Genomic DNA, 19,687 nt, shown 5'->3' with positions numbered 1-19,687 from the left:
TGCGTGATTATTCGATGATGAATAGCGGTTGGTCGAATTCAATAGGGTCGCCATTTGCTACAAGGATCGCTTTAACTACCCCCGCTTTGTCAGCTTCGATTTGGTTCATCATTTTCATGGCTTCTACGATACAAAGTGTATCACCAACGTTTACTTTAGTGCCTACCTCAACGTATGAAGGTGCTTCAGGGGAAGCGGCTGAATAGAAAGTACCAACCATCGGCGAAAGAACTTGATGACCTGCAGGCGCAGCTGGAGCTGGTGCATCTACTGCTGGTGCGGCTGGTGCAGCTGGTGCAGCTGGAGCTGGTGCAGCAAATTGTTGCGGTGCAGCAACAACAGGTGCGCTGCTAAAGCGATTAATGCGTACTGATTCTTCACCTTCAGTGATTTCCAGTTCAGCAATCCCTGATTCTTCTACTAATTCGATAAGTTTTTTGATCTTGCGAATATCCATACAATGACCCGCCTGTTAGTTAATTTGAGTTATTTTCGCTGTGCAATTGGCTAATCGCTGCTGTTAACGCTGCGTGATAGCCCATTGCGCCTAATCCACATATTACTCCCTGCGCCACATCGGAAAAGTACGATTTATGACGGAAGGATTCGCGTGCATATACATTCGTAATATGCACTTCGTAAAAAGGTATCGAGACACTGAGTAATGCATCGCGCAGCGCTATACTGGTATGTGTAAAAGCGGCTGGGTTAATGATAATGGCATCAATGTTTTGCCAAGCGTCATGTATTGCATTAATGAGCTCTGCTTCGCTATTGCTTTGCAGGTGCGTCAGTGTCACATGTTGTTGCTGTGCATAATTCGTTAGGGGCTGCATAATATCGTCTAAAGTCTGCGTACCATATTTATGAGGCTCGCGGCGACCTAACATGTTCAAGTTTGGGCCATTTAAGACTAAAATCTTTAACTGTGTAGACATAATGCGTGAAATTCCCTTAAATTTAAAACTAACGAATAATTTAGCTTATGATGTTAGTTAACTTAAGCTGTTCAACGAGAAATAGCAACTTTTTCTCACGTTCGCAGACTATTATAGAGAGTTCGGGGTAAATAGCAGCAAAATACTGGTCTAATGAGAGAGGCTTGAAGGGAAAAAGGTTAAGCGTTTGCTTAACCTTTAGAGAGTTTATTGTAGCGCGTTACGTACTTTTTTTAAGTGAGCAGAAAATTCATCGGCACCTAAAAAGCCTGTTACTCGTAGTTCGGGCATTTCATTACCCTCTTTGTCGAAAAATAAAATGCTGGGTAATCCGAATACCGTATACTCTTCCATGATCTCAATGCTGGTATCATTTGTGTCGGTGAGATCAAGTTTCAATAGCGAGAAGTGTTTAAACTCAGCTTGGACGTTATCTGCAGGGAAGCTGTATTTTTCAAATTCTTTACAGGCTACGCACCAGTCAGCATACAAGTCGACCATCGCAATTTGGCCGTTATCGTTTGCTTCTTTGGTGGCAACTTTAAGCGCTGCCAAATCAGCGAGTAGGGTAAATCCTTTTTTGTCGGCTACTTCAGTGGATTGTACTGACGCATTTTGACTCGGAAGCATAACGTGCTTGGCTGTTAATACACTTGTTAATAGTAAACCACTTGCGAGTGCCCAAAGTAGAGTTTTGAGCTTGCCCGCGGTTTGCGTGCTTTGCCAATAATGTAAATACAGCGCTGTTGCGGCCATTAAGCCCGCGGCCATGAGTAAAATAGTGTCAAACGCTAAAATACGCTCAAGCAAGATCAATGGCACCACTAACATGATAAATCCGAATAGGGTTTTGACTTGCTCCATCCAGCCGCCAGCTTTTGGTAATAGTTTACCGCCTGATGTACCGAGTAATAGTAAGGGCAGCCCCATACCTAGGCTGAGAACATATAAGGTTACACCGCCAACAACATAGTCACCACTTTGTGCAACATAGAGTAATGCTGCGGACAAAGGCGCCGTTGTGCAAGGTGAGGCGATTAAACCAGATAATACACCCATAGAAAATACACCTAAATAGCTCCCGCCTTGTTGTTTGTTACTGACAGAGGTCAGTCTATTCATCATACCGCTGGGTAGTTTAATTTCGTACCAACCAAACATCGACATGGCTAATAATACGAACAATAAGCTGAAACTAATTAACACGGCGGGATGCTGTATATAACCCTGCACTTGACCACCTAGTGCGGCAACCACTAAACCCAAAGCGGCATAGGTGACAGCCATACCTTGGATATAAACAAATGATAATCGAAATGCCTTTTTAGTTGATAGCCCTTGTTGTCCTGCAATTAAGCTCGACAAAATGGGAAACATAGGAAAAACGCAGGGTGTAAATGCCAAGCCAACACCAACCACAAAAAAGATCGCCAAATTAGTTAAAAAGCTTTGTTGGGCGAGTTGCTCCGTAAATGATAAATCATCGCTACTGTTGAGAGTGTTAGCATCCTTGAGTGGCGCTTCCTGGGTTGTGTTCGTGGTGTTTGCATCAGATTCAGTCAATAGCGGTGTAAGTGGCACTGTGATGACTTCTGGTGGGTAGCATAAGCCAGCCTCGGCGCAGCCTTGATAGCGAATTTTAACAACAGCATTGTCTTGTATGGCACTAAGTTTAGATACCACTGAGAATGAATCAAAATACACTTGCGTTCTGCCAAAAAATTCATCTTCAATCTCTTGACCTGGTGCGAGCTCAGGCACTGAAATAGACGCCTCTTTGGCAATAATTTCAATCTTTTTTTGATAAATGTAGTAACCAGGTTCAATTTCCCAGCCAATAAATAGGATGTTGCCTTGTTGATCAAAGTCAAACTTGAACGCTTCATCAACGGGTAAAAACGTATCTTGCTTAGGTGCAAGTAAGCTATCCAAGACAGTATTTGATGCATGTACTGGCAGTAACCACAGTAAAGAAAAAAGAAAAACCAACAATCTCATTTATTGAGTACCTCATCTATATCAGTAACGACTTATGCACATTGCGAATGCTTGGCATTAAGGTGTGATGTTATCTGATTGTGTGTGAGTAACAACACAGATGTTATATTGCGTGTTACTTAACTTTTGCCATATCTATGGCAGACCTCAATGTGAAAGAAATGTTCCCTTTTACATTGAATGAAATCAATTATTTATTAAGCCTGCATATGAATGTGGATATGATAGACACAGTGAGTTAAATCATACTCATAAATATGGCATCATAGAGACATTATATTTGGGTCGTTTGAATCAGCCTCATAGTAGCGGATAGACTCAAAATTCCCAAGCAGATTGCGCTGGCTTGAAATGAGACCTTGTCACCCATATTTATCTTTCATAGGAATTAGGAGAAAGTATGTTTCGAATTTTATTTGTGCTGTTTATTGTTGTTCCCATTATAGAGATTGCGTTGTTGATTCAAGTTAGCGATGTTATTGGTGGCGTCGCAACCATTGCATTGGTGGTATTGACTGCGGTATTGGGTGCCAAGTTGGTAAAAAAACAAGGTCTCAGTGCATTCTCAAATGTGCAAGGGCAAATGGCGCAAGGGCAAATGCCTGCAAGTGAGTTATTCAGTGGCTTATGTGTGATCATTGCTGGCGTCTTGTTGATGACGCCGGGAATTATGACTGATGTAATCGGTTTTATGTTATTAACGCCCGCTATTCGAGTGCACTTAGCGAATGCACTGGTGAAACAAATTGGTGCGCAAATGCATGCAAAAATGTCTGCTCAGCAAGATGGCTTTTCGCATCATGCGCAACAAAATCCATTTGAGCAACCACAATCATCGTTTGATAAACCGGAAGGTGTGCAAGAGCAATCAAGCACAATTGAAGGCGAGTATCAGCGAAAAGATTAAAAAAATTACAATTTTTACTTGGATTTTAAAAATGCCATCCCCATTAATGATGGCAACTGAAAATGAACTTTTTTTCTGTTATGTGCAGAAACTGTTAGGAGAACAAATTTTATGAATATTCGTCCTTTACATGACCGTGTAATCATCAAGCGTCTTGAAGAAGAAACAAAATCTGCTGGTGGTATTGTATTAACTGGCTCTGCTGCAGAAAAATCAACACGCGGTGAAGTGGTTGCTGTGGGTAACGGCCGTGTTTTAGACAATGGCGAAGTAAGAGCTCTAGAAGTAAAAGCAGGCGACACAGTACTGTTTGGTTCTTACGTTGAAAAAACTGAAAAGATCGAAGGTCAAGAGTACCTGATCATGCGTGAAGACAACATCTTAGGCATTGTAGGCTAACCCTACTTTTCAACTTTCAAAGCATTCAAATTTAGAGGAATTTAATCATGGCAGCAAAAGAAGTATTCTTTGCAAACGACGCACGCACAAAGATGCTTGCGGGTGTAAACACACTAGCGAACGCAGTACGAGTTACTTTAGGTCCTAAAGGCCGCAACGTTATTTTAGACAAGTCATTTGGCGCACCAGTTATCACTAAAGATGGTGTATCTGTTGCAAAAGAGATTGAACTTGAAGACAAGTTTGAGAACATGGGTGCACAAATGGTAAAAGAAGTTGCATCTAAAGCAAATGATGCAGCAGGTGACGGTACAACGACAGCAACAGTATTGGCTCAGTCTATCGTAAACGAAGGCTTAAAAGCCGTTGCTGCGGGTATGAACCCAATGGACCTTAAGCGTGGTATCGATAAAGCAGTTATTGCTGCGGTTGCTGAGCTTAAAACATTATCAGTGCCATGTGCAGATACTAAAGCCATTGCTCAGGTAGGTACTATCTCTGCAAACTCAGATAAAGAAATTGGTGAAATCATTGCCAATGCAATGGAGCGTGTAGGCCGTGAGTCTGGCGTTATCACAGTAGAAGAAGGTCAATCTCTAGAAAATGAACTGGATGTTGTTGAAGGTATGCAGTTCGACCGTGGTTATCTTTCTCCTTACTTCATTAATAACGCAGAAAAAGGCGCTGTTGAGCTAGATAGCCCACTGATTCTTTTAGTAGATAAGAAAGTTTCGAACATTCGTGAATTACTTCCTACTTTAGAAGCGGTTGCTAAAACAAGTAAGCCATTACTTATTATTGCTGAAGACCTTGAAGGTGAAGCACTGGCAACTCTGGTAGTCAATAACATGCGTGGTATCGTTAAAGTTGCTGCGGTTAAAGCGCCAGGCTTTGGTGATCGTCGTAAAGCAATGCTACAAGACATCGCAACTCTAACTGGTGGTACTGTTATCTCTGAAGAGATTGGTCTAGAGCTTGAGAAATCAACGATTGAAGACTTAGGTACTGCTAAGCGCGTTGTTATCACTAAAGATGACACAACCATCATTGATGGTGCAGGTGAGCAAGACGGTATCGACGGTCGTGTTTCACAAATTAAAGCACAAATTGAAGAAGCAACGTCAGACTACGACAAAGAAAAGCTGCAAGAGCGTATGGCGAAACTTGCTGGCGGTGTTGCAGTGATTAAAGTTGGTGCAGCGACTGAAGTTGAAATGAAAGAGAAAAAAGACCGCGTAGAAGATGCATTACATGCAACACGTGCAGCGGTTGAAGAAGGTGTGGTACCTGGTGGTGGTGTTGCGCTAGTACGTGTAGCGAACAAGCTTACAGAACTACTAGGTGACAACGAAGACCAAAACCACGGTATTAAAGTAGCACTTCGTGCGATGGAAGCACCACTTCGTCAAATCGTATCAAATGCGGGTGATGAAGCGTCTGTTGTTGTTAACAACGTGAAAGGTGGTGAAGGTAACTACGGTTACAACGCGGCAAATGGCGAATACAGCGATATGATTGCAATGGGTATTCTTGACCCAACTAAAGTAACTCGCTCTGCACTACAATTTGCAGCATCGATTGCAGGTCTTATGATCACCACTGAAGCAATGGTTGCAGAAATTCCACAAGAAGCAGCACCAGCAGCACCAGATATGGGCGGCATGGGCGGCATGGGTGGAATGGGCGGTATGATGTAGTAAAAATCGGCCCAGTTCGCTTTTTAGAAAAACCCTAACAGTTTGATGTTAGGGTTTTTTTGTGTATGTAATTTGCTCAAGCGTGATCATTTTAGGGGTATAAAGTGGGGTATCGATTTAACGCCCACTTGTCTGTTTAATAGGAATTAAGTGACAGATCAAATAACATAGGGACAGCATGAATTGGCGTTGCTCCCTAAAATACTACTTTTCTCTAGCTAGTGGCTTTAGTTTAACTAGTTGATCTCTTCTCACCTTTGAACCATGAGTGGTGTGTTTATTATCAGAAAAGCTCCCAAAAATTTAGCACACGTACTTAGATAAATAATTTGTTATTTGCTTGATAAGGGGCGTTAAAAAGCCATCTTTACCGGTTAGGTCTTGGCCTGAACGCAGGGCTTCAACTGCTTTGTCTCAATCTAATTCTTTGCTCACGTGTCATTCCCCTTAGTTGTATTCTAATGAAATAACAAAGAATTCTAAAAACTACCAACCAATGGGGCCCAGCTCTATCTGAATTCGGAGAACTATATTAAACGAAGGTTATTTGTTGAAAATTAACAATTGCAAACTTTTAAATTTATGTTTATTTTGTTTGCGCAATATAAATTTAAAAAGGATATTTAATATGAAAAAACATGCACTTTCGCTTTCTCTTTTCTCAATTCTAGCTTCAACGCATACTCTTGCCATTGACCACGATTTGGAAAATGCAGGGCAGGTTAATAAATTTATTAATAACGATTTAAACACCCCTGCTGTGGCTATGCAAACTAAACGTTTTTCTAGGGGGTCAGTTCAATCAGAAACGACTAATACAATTACACCAGCCTGTCCAACGCTCCTTACTGGGAACTTATATACACTTAGCAACTCTACTGCCGGAGATAATGTATGTTATCACTTTGAAATTACTGAAAGAAGCAAGACTACAGCCTTGTTAGTAGGTCAGTCTCAAGGAACTAATGTGAATTTAAGTATTATCAAACATAATCTAGATAATACGTTTACAGCAATCGGTAGCTCAGCAAATCCTGATAACCAAGATGAAGTAGTTGTAGCACTCACGGAACCAGGACACTATTACTGGTTTATGGAAGTTGTTGAGTCCGATGGGGCAGCATATAACTTTGGAGCGGCAGTAGCTAACGACCTAGACCCTTACGAGTTTAACGATACTTTGGCTCTATCAACGGTACTGCCAGACAGGCAAAATTCGATTACTGGTAATATGGACAGTATTAACGATGTTGATTATTATCAATTTACTGCGGTAAGAGGTCAAGATTTATCACTGAGCTTTTTTGATGGTTTAAGTGATGAATATGTTATTGAAATTTATAATAATGGATGGGTGCCTGTAACACCTAATACCTATCGAATCATTTCTGATTTACAAGAAAACCAGTCAATTAATTTAAGAGTCAGCGCGAATAAAGCGTTACCAGCTAACCCAGAAAATAACTATACGCTTAACATCGCATCTATAGTCGCATCTTTTAGCAACCATGTTATTACGGGTGAGAGTAACGTTAATCGCATTCCTTATTCGGTAAGAAAGTACTCAGGTCCATATCTTACAACGCAAGCATATAGACAGTTAAACTGGTCATTGATACTCAAAGATACAACGGGCGCACCAATTGAAGGAGCTGTCGCACAATTCACCTTTATTAAAAATGTCAATGATCCTCAGAACACTTTGACAACTTACAAAGTAAACTCCGATAGCAACGGTGCTATCTCAGAGCAAATCAGCCTAGGCGCTTGTCACTCAAATGCGACAGGCATTGAACATACCGAATATAGCTTTGGGTATAAAAATGAATGGCGCTCTGATGTTGAAGTGGGCCTATGGCGCATAGACATTCCAACAAACAGAGGTCTAGATGAGAAAGATAGATTAGATACCATCGGTATTGGCGGTGACAATGTACCTTATGTTTACTTTGGCCACATTTGTGATCAAGATCTGATTTCTAGTAACCCATCATAACAATATGAGGGCTTCTATGTTGTTTAGAAGCCCTTTGTCTATCAGTATTTACTTGCTTTACTATTCAGTTGCGCAGAAATATTATCGTGCAACTGCATCCAATTACTTTCGTAACCCCATGCGCTTTTAAACTCATCATCGGCCTTTGAACTCCCTAACATATCTTTAAGATCAAAAACTTGCGAAAAGTTTTCTTTGTTAACGTCATATTTTGCCCAGCCACGTACTTCCATATCAATATACTTCAAATAGCTAGACTTAAACTCATTCGCAGCGGCAACAAACTCATCGTTTCCATTTAAAGTTTGCTCTACCAATGTTCGCTCATCTTCCGTTAAAGAGCCTGTAACTTGTAATTCGCCAGATTCCGTTATCGAAATGCCCCAATCTTTATTTGTTAGCTGTGGTTGCTGTTCATTCAGCTCAGAAATAATATTTTCGTATTGCTTAGTCATTCGCTCAACTGATTGAGAAAGATCTCCGCCTGGTGTGTACAGGTGAACGGTTGCAAGCGCGATATCATCAAGCGCTTCATCTACCGTTTTTTTTACAACTTCATCGCTAGATGATATGGAGACGGGTCGATCATAAGTTGGTGTAGGATCTTTGACGGAGTTTTTATGATAGACGTCTGCAAGCATCCCTTGTTGATTTGACAGTTCAGCTTTACTGCTTTGTGGTGACGCTTGCCCCTTGCTAACGGGAGGGGCGGCTGATTGTACCAAATTACCACCCTGTGTACCAATTTCCATACTTTTTTCCTTGTACTTTGCAATCTTAACTTGTTATCGACACGTTAAATATTTTCTTGAGTATATTCAACTATAAAATCGAAAAGTACAAAGTTGATTTTTAGTTTATTTCAATTTATGTTTGGTTGTGAATTATTATGCAACGACAAAAGTGTTAATTGTCTTTTTTGGTAGCACCATTTGCCGCTCAGTTGACATAGAGACGCGGATGAAAAATAAATAAATTTATTCTTTATTTCACCCTAGGGGTATAAAGTGGGCTATCGCCACTTTCTCCCATGTTAATAATTTTATAAAAATAACAGCTTAAGCTCTATATGGGCGGCATGATGTAAGCGGGTTTTAACCCAAATATCTGTAGTTAAAATCATGTAATAAAAAGCCCGAATAGCAATATTCGGGTTTTTTATTGCCCAGTCTACACTTACAACTCCCTCTTTTAATTGTTATTAAGCGCTAATCACTAATCTAAGTAAGCGACTAAATAAACTGGAAAAGTGGTGTGCATTGATTGAGCATCATTAAGGCTGCTCACATATAATGTTTAAGATTGTCATGTTCGCTGAAGGTTACCTTGGTATAGCTTTTAACTTTTATTGTCATCTTTGACTGCAAGCGTGGACATTTTTATGTTTATTTTAATTAAAATAAATATAATCAGTACTTTGTTTTTATTGCTATTTTAGTAGGGCGTAAGGTTTGATTGATCCAGTAATACTGGTATTGACTTTAGTAATGGTTGGGCAGGTGTTGTTAAGCGTTCCAGTATTACTTGGGAAGGTGAAGCATTTACCTGTAAATTTACCACTCGCATTGTTTCTATTAGCATGTGGTGTTTTAGCCATGGTGCCGATTGTACGTATTCAATTTTTGGAAGAGTATCAGGTTTTTAGTGCATTGGCGTTTCCTACTTTGTTGTTGTTATGTCCGTGTTTATGGCTTTATGTTGAAGGAATAACTTCGCACCAGCGGTGGAAAATAAATCGTGCTCATAGCCGCCACTTTGCATTGCTTTTACCTGGGTTGTTAGTGAGCGCGATGATGTTTTTGCTATCAAAGGAGGAACATACGGCACTATTTATTGATGATCTGGATGCGACAACCCCTATCGGGATTGTTGTTAGTATTAGCTTATTAGTCATTATGGTGCTTTGGCTCGGGCAATGTATTTATACCACTTACCTTATTGTGCGCCGTTTAATTCTTTATAAAAAGAGATTAAAAGATACTTTTTCAAATCATGAGGGAAAAGAGTTAAATTGGCTGCTTTTCATAGCGGGGAGTATTTGGCTTTTGATCCTGTCGACTGCCTTTTATTCTAATGTAATGAATAGCTTGCTATTTAATGTTAGAGCTGAGGCTGTGTTGTCATTGCTATTAATTTGGAGCGCGGCTCATTATGGTTTGCAGCAAAAATCTGGCTTACTGGAATATGAGGAAGAGAGTGATCGCGAATTGTGTCAAGGTGAAGATAGGCTAGAGTGTAACGAACGCGTTGAGGCAATAAAGGTTAATAAGATAGCGTTAGCAGAGAGAGAAAATAAAAAGTATCAACGTTCAGCGCTGAGTGTTGAGCAGGCTAATCGAATTGCTATCAAAATGAATGATGTAATGAAAACCGAAGCGCTATATTTAGATTCGACATTATCGTTACAGAAACTATCACGGCATCTTACCATTTCACCAAATTACATTTCTCAAACACTCAATGAAACGTTATCAACAAACTTTTTTGATTTTATTAATCAATGGCGTATTGAAGCAGCTAAGCCTAAAATTTTAGAAAATAAAAGTACCATCTTGGAAGTGGCACTTGAAGTTGGATTTAATGCTAGGTCTTCCTTTTATAAAGCATTTAAACAAGAGGTGGGGTTGAGCCCGAGGGAGTTTCGAAAACAGCATTGTTCATCATTAAAAGCTAGCAAATAGAGAGAGCTTGAACTTTGGAGTTAATAGGGAGGACGCTGTTTATTGAACGACTTAGATGATGAAATATGCGAGCAGTTTAGTAAAATAATAAACCGCCAACTAATAGGCAACAGTCATTTCGCGATATGTTTGGCTGTATCTTAATTAGCTAAAGCGTCACCTACTTATGGCCAGTTTTAGTATTTTCTGGCACCTTGATTTACAGCTTAGAAAAGGCCATTAAATAATGATCAAACAAAATGAAAGGCCTGGTGAATAGGGTAAAAAAAGAAAAGCAGAAAATGAAGGACATGGGCCTTATGTGTATTTTTAAGTGCACATCGATTAAAAAAGCACCATGATGCAGGCGAGAAAATACATTCAGCAAATAAGAATGATGGCTTTGGAAGCGCTATCCCAAAAAGGTAAAATATTAACTTTATTGCTAAAAATGAAAAAATCGGTAGTAATGAACTTAGTAACTTAGTAACTTAGTGTCGCTGGACTTGAATTGTGCCTATAATGGGTTCTTGAGGGCAGCAATTATAAAGTACAGTTTACTGATGAGAATGTGATATGCAGATTGATGAAATTACTAACCGTATCTCAAACGCGATGAAAGTGAGTAGTGAGCAAGAACTTTCAAGTGTGAGTGTGGTATTTAATAGTCATGAGGTTGAAGAAAAAAAATTGAAACAAGCCCTGACTTTATTTGCGGCCAATGTAGAGCGGGTAAGCATCTGGTTATCAAATGAATCATATTATGTAGAGATAAACTGGTAAGTTTATCGTGAATAGGCTCAGAGACAGTTGTCTTTTAGTCAGTTATTTTACGTATTACTACATGTAAAAGAGCCTAAGCTTTTGCTTGGGCTTTTTTACATTCAAGCGTATCGCCTTATACGACGGCTCCATTATTTTAAAAGAAGTTCAGCCACTTCTTTTTTTGCTGAAATTCTCAAAGTCATAAAAAGCTGGGTTTGATTGATATCGGTTAAATAATCTAAGGTTTTAGGTAATTCTCCAATGTGTTTAAACTGGTTTTCTTCAAGTGAGTACGACCACAATTGTAGGTCATCGTTAACGCCATAAAGCGTATTGTTTTGTATTACAAAGCGATAAGTATCGCTACCTTGATTATTCAGGGCGTCAATGGTTGTATCTTCAATAGGTCCAGAGCGCCAAAATCGCTCCATATGGTCTAGATAGACAAGCGTACCATTGTCACTCTTTACAGCCCAATAAACAGGTTTATCGGTGAGGATCCGCATTGTCGAGTCGGTTAAATTAAGCTCTGCAAACTCTATGATACCTTTTACTCTTACGAGCGCTAAAGCCTTATGCGCATCGCTGTCCCACTGAAAAAGCTGTCGTACTTGAAAAGGGAAGACATAAGGGTGATGTTCTGAATTAAGCTCGATTTTTACTAAGGCATTATTGGCATTAACCAACAGGCTCTGGCCATCGGCTGACCAATCAATACCATAAATATAGGTGTCCATAGGGAACCGACTGAGTTGTCTTGAGTGGTTGCCATCAGTTAACCAAATTTGATCTTCACCAGAGCGTTCAGAACGGTAGGCTATCAATTCACCATAAGGCTGTTGCACAGCATTTGCTTCTCCGACGTTGGAGCGTTCAATAATGGACGGGTCGTTTTCTTGTGCTATTGGAGACAGTGATTTTGTGGCGATATCACTGTCGTAGTATCCTTTAATGACTAACATACGCTCCCCATTCGGATGGAATATGGGCGTGCCCATCGGTTCATCCAAAGGTAAGCTTACTTGACGTACTTCACCATCATAGCTCAAGGTAAACAATTGCTTACCCGTACTAAAAACGAGTTGTTCTTTAAGCGGGGAGAAGTTCGGGGTAATAAATCTAAAGCTTTTTATTCCAGGTGGCTTTTTAATGCGATGACTGGAAATAAGGTGTCCATCAGTGGCTAAGATTTTTATATAGTAATGACCATCCTCATGCACCGTGGTGACTGCAAAGAGGTCGTCAGCTACAGAGTAATCATAATAGATTATGTTTCCACTTGTGAGTTCATAGATAACTTCAGTGGTATTGTCACTGACGGAATAGTTAATTAACTTCCAACGATCTGACGTTTTTTGTAATAAGGCGATGGCATTATTATTTAGCCATCTTGGCGTTCTTATTTCTGAGTTATTGCATTCCATCATTTGACGGGGCGATTGAGCAGACTTAATGGCTTCGTGAAAATCCAAACTCATAAGCTTATAGCATTTTTTTTGAGTGATAGGTTTGCTGCAGTCAATTTTTTGAATAAAAGCCAATGTTTTACCATCATGGGAAAAACTATGGCTACCAAATGTATCTAAGTTTTTGGTTAACCGAAACTCTTGTTGTGTTTCGATATTTTTAGCCCAAATATTGTTAACGCAGTAGGCTTGTGAATAACGATGAAAAACAATGTATTGGCCATCCGGTGAATAAATACCTGCGCTTTCTTTATTGTCGGTGGCGGTTAATGCGCGCAGCTCAGAAAAAGAGAGTGTTGGGCGTTGCTGAGCAGTATACGAGAAGTATCCGATAGTCATGAGCATGATGATGCAAAGCATAAGTGGTAGAGAAATGCGCTTCAAGCGTGATAAAGGGTGTGGATCATGACTATGTTCACTTGGTTCGTCATGTACTGTGTGCATGCACTCGACATCAGTAATGGGCGATTTATTCACTAATGCGGTATCAGTGTGATTGTCTTGTATGGGACTTGGGTTACTTACCAGCCATGTTGTGGGTTGAGCATCTTTATGCCACTTTACTTCACATTCTAAACTGTATCCTTGTTTGGCATGGGTTTTAATATAAGCCTGACCTTTACCATCATCCCCTAATGCTTTTCTCAATTGTGCGATACTTCTTTGGAGTGTGTTAGTGGATACAATGGTATCTTGCCAAACAGCGCTTAATAGTGCGTCATGGCTGACAACTTGGCCTTGATTCTCAGCTAAGTAGGTCAAAACAGCTAATGCTTTGGGTGCAATGACTTGAGGTTGCATACTTTTGGTAATTTGATTTCTAGAAACGTCAATAAAGAAGTCACCAATCCAATATTGCTCTGCCATATAGCCTCTATTAAGAAAGAAAATGAATAATTAAAATGTACATTTAACGAAAAAGCACTTTAGCATACTTGCAATTACTACCAAGTTAAATATTGCAACGGTTTGATATTAATGCAATTTTATTTGGTGGTATGGTGTCATGCTAACACTAAGCGTTTGACGCAATACCGATTAAGTTTGTTGGTACGACACCATTACGTATCATTTAAAAGTAATCTAACATTCTGAATATTAAGGGGGTGTAGTCCCACACTCTATATTCAAAAGGTTACCATTAATAAATTATCATTGCAGGTTAAAGCAAACTGGAAAGAAAAGGGGTAATACAATTCATATTGATATGATCAGTTTGGTTGCGATGTTAGGGTATTGATAATAAAAAAGAGGGGTATGATAAGTGGCTAGCTGATAGAGGATGTGACGGCTAGGTGTTTATTTGTACTAGTTGTATATTTTTTGTTGTTTTTTGTTCCTTTTATCTGTAATTTTGAATTGGGGGATATGAAAATATTTATATCCAAGGAAAAATAAAAGGAATAACAAATGAATATCAAACTAAAAAAAACGCAATTAAAAACCTTGACCAAAGATAGCACTGCAATTGCAGATCATATGACACCGAATATAGCCGGTGGTAGCAGTTACCAATCTTATCGCTGTCCAGTTGAATCACAAGCTTGTTCAGCTGATTGCTTTTCGGCACCAGGGCCTGATCAAGTGTGTAATATTACAGGTATCTGTTAATTCATTTACTAAGGTTTGGGCAGCTCAATAGAGCTGCTTTTTGGTAATAAAAGTGGTAATACTCGAAGGTAAACACACGATCACACTGGGGATCAATTTGCAGCACATACTCAACCCATACTAAATATACTCATAGACTTCTCGTCTCTTTTTTTCTACCTTATCTCTATACTTACAATTTAATCGACTAGGTTACATTTATTTGCAAATACGTACATTTACGTCATGTATGGATAAGCTAATTGATGTTTTTATAGTGCAATTGTTATTAAGTGTTCTAAATGGAGCTTTTATATGCCTCTCATTCGTATGATATGTATCATTCTTTTTGGCTTGTTTGTTAGTGCATGTAGTTCGGTGCAACACACACAAACTGGGTTCTTAGAAGATTATCAATTACTTAAACCAAATGAAGAATACCCTGATGTGTTAATGTACCGTTCGCCTCAACTGAATAAAGCGCGAATGCAGAAAATCAACACCATCTACTTGCCGAAGTTTGAAGTGTGGCTAAACGCGAATGATAACGCAGAATTTTTATCGATTAATCAATCTCATATAATTAAGTTAAGTCATTATATGCAATCTCAGTTGCAAAAGAAGCTGTCACCATATTACCAAGTCGTTACCATTAAACCATCGGTACTCAGCGAGAATACATTGGTTGTAAAAGGTGCCTTTACGAATATTGATTTTCAAGAAACATCGTTAGATGTGCGAGATTTTGTTCCCGTTAAGCTTGTTTACAACGCTGGTAAAAGCGCGTACTTAGCTGCGACAGAGCAAACCGAAGTGGTTACTTCAGTATCTTTAGAGTCAGCTTTCTATATTGCTGAGCAAATTGAACCTGTATTTATGATGACGGCCAGCAAGCAACTTGAAGCGGTCATTAAAGCGAATGGCGAAGAAAATGTCCAAGCGGTGAAAGCTGTATTGGATATTTGGGTTAACAACTTTGTTAGCAGTATGACAAAAAATAAAATGGCGCAAAACTAGGAGCCCAATATGAATTATAAACGAACTAAACACGTGTTGTTTTCCGGCATTTTATTAGCGATGGTTAGCGCATGCAGTGAGCAAGTGACTCAACAGAGTGACGAACCGGTACTTAGACCTGTGCGAGTGATGACTGTGGCTGTTCATCATGATGGTCCTCTGCAAGAGTTTCCAGCAGTGGTGGATGCGGCAAATACGGCTGACTTATCTTTTAAAGTCGCGGGAGAAGTTATCTCTTTATTGTTCAAACAAGGTGAGGAGGTTCAAAAAGGCGACGTGATTGCTCAGCTGGACGATACCAACTATAAATTAGCCTTAGATGAAGCTCAAGCAGCATTTGATAAAGCTGAAGCTGATTTTGGGCGGGCAAAGCAACTCATAACTTCGGGTACTATTTCTCAAGCGGATTATGATCAGCTAAAAGCACAGTTTGCCAGTGCAAAAAGTAAGCTGGCAACAGCGAATAATAATTTGGACTATACGATGTTGCATGCCTCGTTTAGTGGGGTGGTGGCACGAACACATATAGAAAAATTTGAAGAGGTCCAGGCGAAGCAAACAATCGCAACGTTACAGGATATTGAGCGTATTAACCTAAAAATTAATGTGCCAGAAAGTATGATGGTGAGAGTATCAAAAGAAACGCCAGCACAAATATTTGCTGAGTTTGCTGCGATACCTGGGAAACAGTTTCCGTTGAGTTTTGTTGAAGTAAGTACACAAGCCGATGATGTGACAAAAACCTATGAGGTGACATTGAGTATGCTTCCTCCTGCGGGCTATAACGTGCTCCCAGGCATGACAGCTCGAGTCATGGCCAGTGTACGAAAAGGTCAGAAAAACAAAATTTATGTGCCAATTAAAACGGTATTAAAAGATAGCAGCGGTAACTTTGTTTGGACAGTAACAAGTGTTGAGCAAGGTAAAGGAAAAGTAGTTAAAACGCCTATAAATGTTGGTGATATTACACCATTTGGATTTACGGTAATTTCCGGTTTGACGGAAGGTGTGCATGTAGTTACTGCAGGTATGAGTAAAGTAACGCAAGGGCAAATTGTAAAATTCAGTGAGGGTGTATAGTGAATATAACGCGTTTAGCATTAGAGAATAACCGAACTGCGTGGGTTATTTTTGCCGCATTGTTACTATTTGGCTTATCGGCTTTTAATAACATGCCAAAAGATTATGACCCAGGTTTCATCATTCGTACTGCACAAGTGGTTACGCAATTTCCAGGTGCGAGTCCACAGCGTGTTGAAGAGCTGGTCACTGATCAAATTGAAAAGGTGGCGCAACAAATCCCCGAGTTAGACTTTATTACCAGTACTTCAAAAACGGGTGTGTCAATTGTTAGTGTGAATATCAAAGAAAGCTACAAGGATATGCGGCCTATTTGGGATAACCTACGACGAAAAATTCAAAGTATTGAAGGAGATTTACCCAATGGAGCGCAAACACCTATCGTAAATGATGAGTTTGGGGACGTCTTTGGCATCGTGATAGGTTTAACGGCCGAAGGATACAGTTATCGAGAAATGGAGGAAGTGGCTGAGCAAGTCAGAGATGCTTTTTTACGCCTACCAGAGGCGGCAAAGGTTGATATTTACGGTACGCAAGAGCAGCGTGTATTTATAGAGTTTGAAAATACTAGGTTGGCGGCCCTTGGGTTATCGGCAAATCAGTTAAAAGACCAATTGTCGGCGAGAAATATCGTTAACCCAGGTGGGTCACTGTATATTGATGATGAAACATTAGCCCTTGAGCCAAGTGGTAATTTTGAGTCCATAGAAGATATCGCACAAACGATTATAAATATTCCAGGCAGTGATCAAGTTATTTCTTTGGCTGATATCGCTAAGGTGTACCGAGATTACGTTGATCCGGCGAAAAGCAAAGTACGCGTAGGAACAGACTCTGGACTCACATTGGCTATCTCAATGCGGGCAGGTGGAAATAATCTAGCGTTAGGTGAACAAGTTCTTGAAAGTATACGCTATTTAGAGGGGGTTTACCCAATAGGTGTTGAGTTTAAGCTGTTGTCTTTCCTGCCACAAGAGGTGGAACAAAAAGTCAATGATTTTGTCTCTAATCTATTTCAAGCTATTTTAGTTGTGACCTTAGTTATGTTGTTTAGTTTAGGTTTTCGTACTGGTTTGATTGTTGCTAGCTTGATCCCCATGAGTATGGTATTTGGCATATTAGTGATGTCGTTCTTTGATATCTCGATTGATCAAATATCGTTGGCTGCATTGATCATCGCGCTGGGAATGTTGGTAGATAATGGCATTGTTATGTCAGAAAATATCATGGTTCAAATGGAAAAAGGCAAGCGAGCTATAGATGCTGCTGTGGATTCTGCCAACGAATTAAAAGTCCCTTTGTTGGTCTCTTCACTGACTACCGGTGCGGCATTCTTGCCAATCTTTCTTGCTGAATCATCAACGGGTGAATATACAGCCTCACTCTTTAAAGTTGTGACGATCACTTTACTGTGCTCTTGGTTATTGGCGATGACGATGATCCCGATGCTGTGTGTCTATTTTACCAAAGTGAATATTAAACAAGATGTTAACCCATATGCGGGGGGGATTTATAGCAGTTACAGGCGTATTTTATATACGCTACTGAAGTTTAGGTGGCTAACAGTTGCCGTTTGCATTGGCATGCTATTGTTGGCCATTCAAGGTTTGAAATTAATTCCAAATGTTTTTTTCCCTCCCTCAGATCGCGCTTACTTCAAAGTTGAGCTGGAGTTGCCTGTAGGTACACGATTGCAGACGACTGAAGCATTGGTTTCTGATATGGAAGGTTATTTACAATCGCAACTGCAAGTGAATGAAAAGCAACCAGTAGGTGTCACTAAATGGGTAAGTTATATCGGTAATGGTGGTCCTCGCTTTTTGTTAACACACACACCAGAGTCAACAAGTTCAAATTACGCTCTGATGATAGTGTCAGTGACTTCTTATAAAATCATCGATGAAATGATGGCGAACATTGAAGGCTATGCGCTAGCACGTCACCCTGATTTATTACTGAAGCAGCGGAAAATTGAAAATGGCGCGCCTATCGCAAATCCTGTTGAATTTAGAGTGTCTGGTAGTGATACCGTGGAAGTAATGCAAATTGTTGCCCAGTTAAAAGATAAAATGCGACAAACACCTGGTTTGAAGTCAATTAGCGATGACTGGGGGATGCCGATAAAAAAACTACAGATTGATATTAATCAAACAAGAGCACGCAGAGCGGGTGTATCAAGTAAAGATATTGCGACATCACTGCAAACCGGCTTAAGTGGTTTAGAGCTAACGCAGTATCGAGAAGGGGATGATATCATTCCCGTTACTTTGCGCTCAATTGCAGCAGATAGACAAGATATTAGCAAACTTGAGGCGATGGTTGTTTATTCACAGTCATCTGGAAACTCGGTTCCGCTTAAGCAAGTTGCCGATATTCATGTGGTATGGGAAAACGCGCAGATATTCCGTCGTGATAGATTAAAGTCAGTGGTCGTAGGTGCACAAGTTGAAGGGATCACGGCAAGCGAAGGGTTTGCTGCAATTACTCCTTGGCTAGATGAGCAAAAGCAACAGTGGCCGTTTGGCTATGATTATGCGCTAGGTGGTGAAGCTGAGTCATCGGGGAAAGCAAATCAATCCATCGCAGATAAGCTACCAATTGCAGTTCTAATTATTGTTATATTGCTAATCGGTCAATTTAATTCACTTCGCAAATCGGCAATGGTGTTAGCCACCATACCACTTGGGTTCATAGGTGTTGTTGCAGGGTTGTTGATTGGCCAATCTTTCTTTGGCTTTATGACATTGTTAGGGGTTATTTCTCTCGCTGGTATCGTTATTAATAACGCGATTGTGTTGTTAGAGCGGATTAAGATTGAATTGGATGAGTTACCAGATTCACCCATAGAGGCCATCGTTAATGCAGCACAGGCGCGTATGAGGCCTATTTTATTGACGACTGCCACAACGGTATTAGGTCTGGTTCCTCTTTATTTAGGTGGAGGGGAAATGTGGGAGCCGATGGCATTGAGTATTATGGGGGGGCTATTGTTTTCAACACTATTGACGCTTGGTGTTATCCCCGTATTGTACGCACTGTTTTTCAGGCTACCTCATAAGCCGGGGTACTGATTGCATTCTTGATGTAATTTTAATAAAAGAATGAGCGCAAAGCGCTCATTTTTTATGTATCAGTGCTCATACTTCATATTTAACTTATTGTAATTACTCTTAT

Annotated in this window: 15 protein-coding genes; 10 read left to right on the top strand and 5 right to left on the bottom strand. The window is 40.0% G+C overall.

Features of this window, described 5'->3' with window-relative positions; genetic code table 11:
* Nucleotides 1-7: 7 nt before the first annotated feature.
* The 3 genes from accB to J8L98_RS13145 form a co-directional block, all read right to left on the bottom strand.
* Complete coding sequence (accB, locus tag J8L98_RS13155; protein WP_210996795.1) at nt 8-457, bottom strand: acetyl-CoA carboxylase biotin carboxyl carrier protein; 450 nt, start codon at nt 455-457, stop codon at nt 8-10.
* A gap of 19 nt (nt 458-476) precedes the next feature.
* Complete coding sequence (aroQ, locus tag J8L98_RS13150; RefSeq protein WP_192505969.1) at nt 477-938, bottom strand: type II 3-dehydroquinate dehydratase; 462 nt, start codon at nt 936-938, stop codon at nt 477-479.
* Between the two features lie 207 nt (nt 939-1,145).
* Nucleotides 1,146-2,936, bottom strand: coding sequence for a protein-disulfide reductase DsbD (locus J8L98_RS13145; RefSeq protein WP_210996794.1), 1,791 nt, complete (start codon nt 2,934-2,936; stop codon nt 1,146-1,148).
* 400 nt (nt 2,937-3,336) lie between these two features.
* Between J8L98_RS13145 and J8L98_RS13140 the strand changes: the two genes are divergently transcribed.
* From J8L98_RS13140 to J8L98_RS13125, 4 genes are all read left to right on the top strand, one after another.
* Nucleotides 3,337-3,843, top strand: coding sequence for an FxsA family protein (locus J8L98_RS13140; RefSeq protein ID WP_210996793.1), 507 nt, complete (start codon nt 3,337-3,339; stop codon nt 3,841-3,843).
* A 111-nt stretch (nt 3,844-3,954) separates the two neighbouring features.
* A complete protein-coding gene (locus tag J8L98_RS13135) occupies nt 3,955-4,242 on the top strand; it encodes a co-chaperone GroES (RefSeq protein WP_210996792.1) in 288 nt (95 codons plus the stop codon).
* A gap of 47 nt (nt 4,243-4,289) precedes the next feature.
* Nucleotides 4,290-5,939, top strand: coding sequence for a chaperonin GroEL (groL, locus tag J8L98_RS13130; RefSeq protein ID WP_210996791.1), 1,650 nt, complete (start codon nt 4,290-4,292; stop codon nt 5,937-5,939).
* A gap of 628 nt (nt 5,940-6,567) precedes the next feature.
* Nucleotides 6,568-7,935 carry a hypothetical protein gene (locus tag J8L98_RS13125; RefSeq protein ID WP_210996790.1) on the top strand — a complete coding sequence of 456 codons (1,368 nt, stop codon included), beginning with the start codon at nt 6,568-6,570 and terminating at the stop codon, nt 7,933-7,935.
* A 41-nt stretch (nt 7,936-7,976) separates the two neighbouring features.
* On the opposite strand, the gene J8L98_RS13120 is transcribed toward J8L98_RS13125, so the two are convergent.
* Nucleotides 7,977-8,687 carry a hypothetical protein gene (locus tag J8L98_RS13120; protein ID WP_210996789.1) on the bottom strand — a complete coding sequence of 237 codons (711 nt, stop codon included), beginning with the start codon at nt 8,685-8,687 and terminating at the stop codon, nt 7,977-7,979.
* A gap of 699 nt (nt 8,688-9,386) precedes the next feature.
* Between J8L98_RS13120 and J8L98_RS13115 the strand changes: the two genes are divergently transcribed.
* Both J8L98_RS13115 and J8L98_RS13110 read left to right on the top strand, forming a co-directional pair.
* Nucleotides 9,387-10,616: an AraC family transcriptional regulator gene (locus J8L98_RS13115; protein WP_210996788.1), complete on the top strand. Its 1,230-nt coding sequence runs from the start codon at nt 9,387-9,389 to the stop codon at nt 10,614-10,616.
* A 555-nt stretch (nt 10,617-11,171) separates the two neighbouring features.
* Nucleotides 11,172-11,378, top strand: a complete 207-nt coding sequence (locus J8L98_RS13110) for a hypothetical protein (protein ID WP_119859938.1) — start codon at nt 11,172-11,174, stop codon at nt 11,376-11,378.
* 131 nt (nt 11,379-11,509) lie between these two features.
* Here J8L98_RS13110 and J8L98_RS13105 read toward each other — a convergent pair whose 3' ends face one another.
* Nucleotides 11,510-13,693, bottom strand: coding sequence for a winged helix-turn-helix domain-containing protein (locus tag J8L98_RS13105; protein ID WP_210996787.1), 2,184 nt, complete (start codon nt 13,691-13,693; stop codon nt 11,510-11,512).
* A gap of 543 nt (nt 13,694-14,236) precedes the next feature.
* Here J8L98_RS13105 and J8L98_RS13100 point away from each other — a divergent pair.
* The 4 genes from J8L98_RS13100 to J8L98_RS13085 all read left to right on the top strand — a co-directional run bounded on the left by J8L98_RS13100 (nt 14,237) and on the right by J8L98_RS13085 (nt 19,584).
* Entirely contained in the window at nt 14,237-14,437 is a 201-nt protein-coding gene (locus tag J8L98_RS13100; protein ID WP_192505943.1) for a hypothetical protein, read from the top strand.
* A gap of 294 nt (nt 14,438-14,731) precedes the next feature.
* Complete coding sequence (locus J8L98_RS13095; RefSeq protein WP_210996786.1) at nt 14,732-15,433, top strand: DUF3313 family protein; 702 nt, start codon at nt 14,732-14,734, stop codon at nt 15,431-15,433.
* Between the two features lie 9 nt (nt 15,434-15,442).
* A complete protein-coding gene (locus J8L98_RS13090; protein ID WP_192505941.1) occupies nt 15,443-16,513 on the top strand; it encodes an efflux RND transporter periplasmic adaptor subunit in 1,071 nt (356 codons plus the stop codon).
* On the top strand, nt 16,513-19,584 hold the full coding sequence (locus J8L98_RS13085; protein WP_210996785.1) for an efflux RND transporter permease subunit: 3,072 nt from the start codon (nt 16,513-16,515) through the stop codon (nt 19,582-19,584). The genes J8L98_RS13090 and J8L98_RS13085 overlap by 1 nt, the downstream gene beginning before the upstream one ends.
* Nucleotides 19,585-19,687 lie beyond the last annotated feature (103 nt).

This window comes from Pseudoalteromonas sp. MMG013 (assembly GCF_018100885.1).
GTDB lineage: Bacteria > Pseudomonadota > Gammaproteobacteria > Enterobacterales > Alteromonadaceae > Pseudoalteromonas > Pseudoalteromonas aurantia.
Note: the sequence above shows the minus strand (reverse complement) of the source record. Positions and strands in the feature narration are given on the sequence as shown.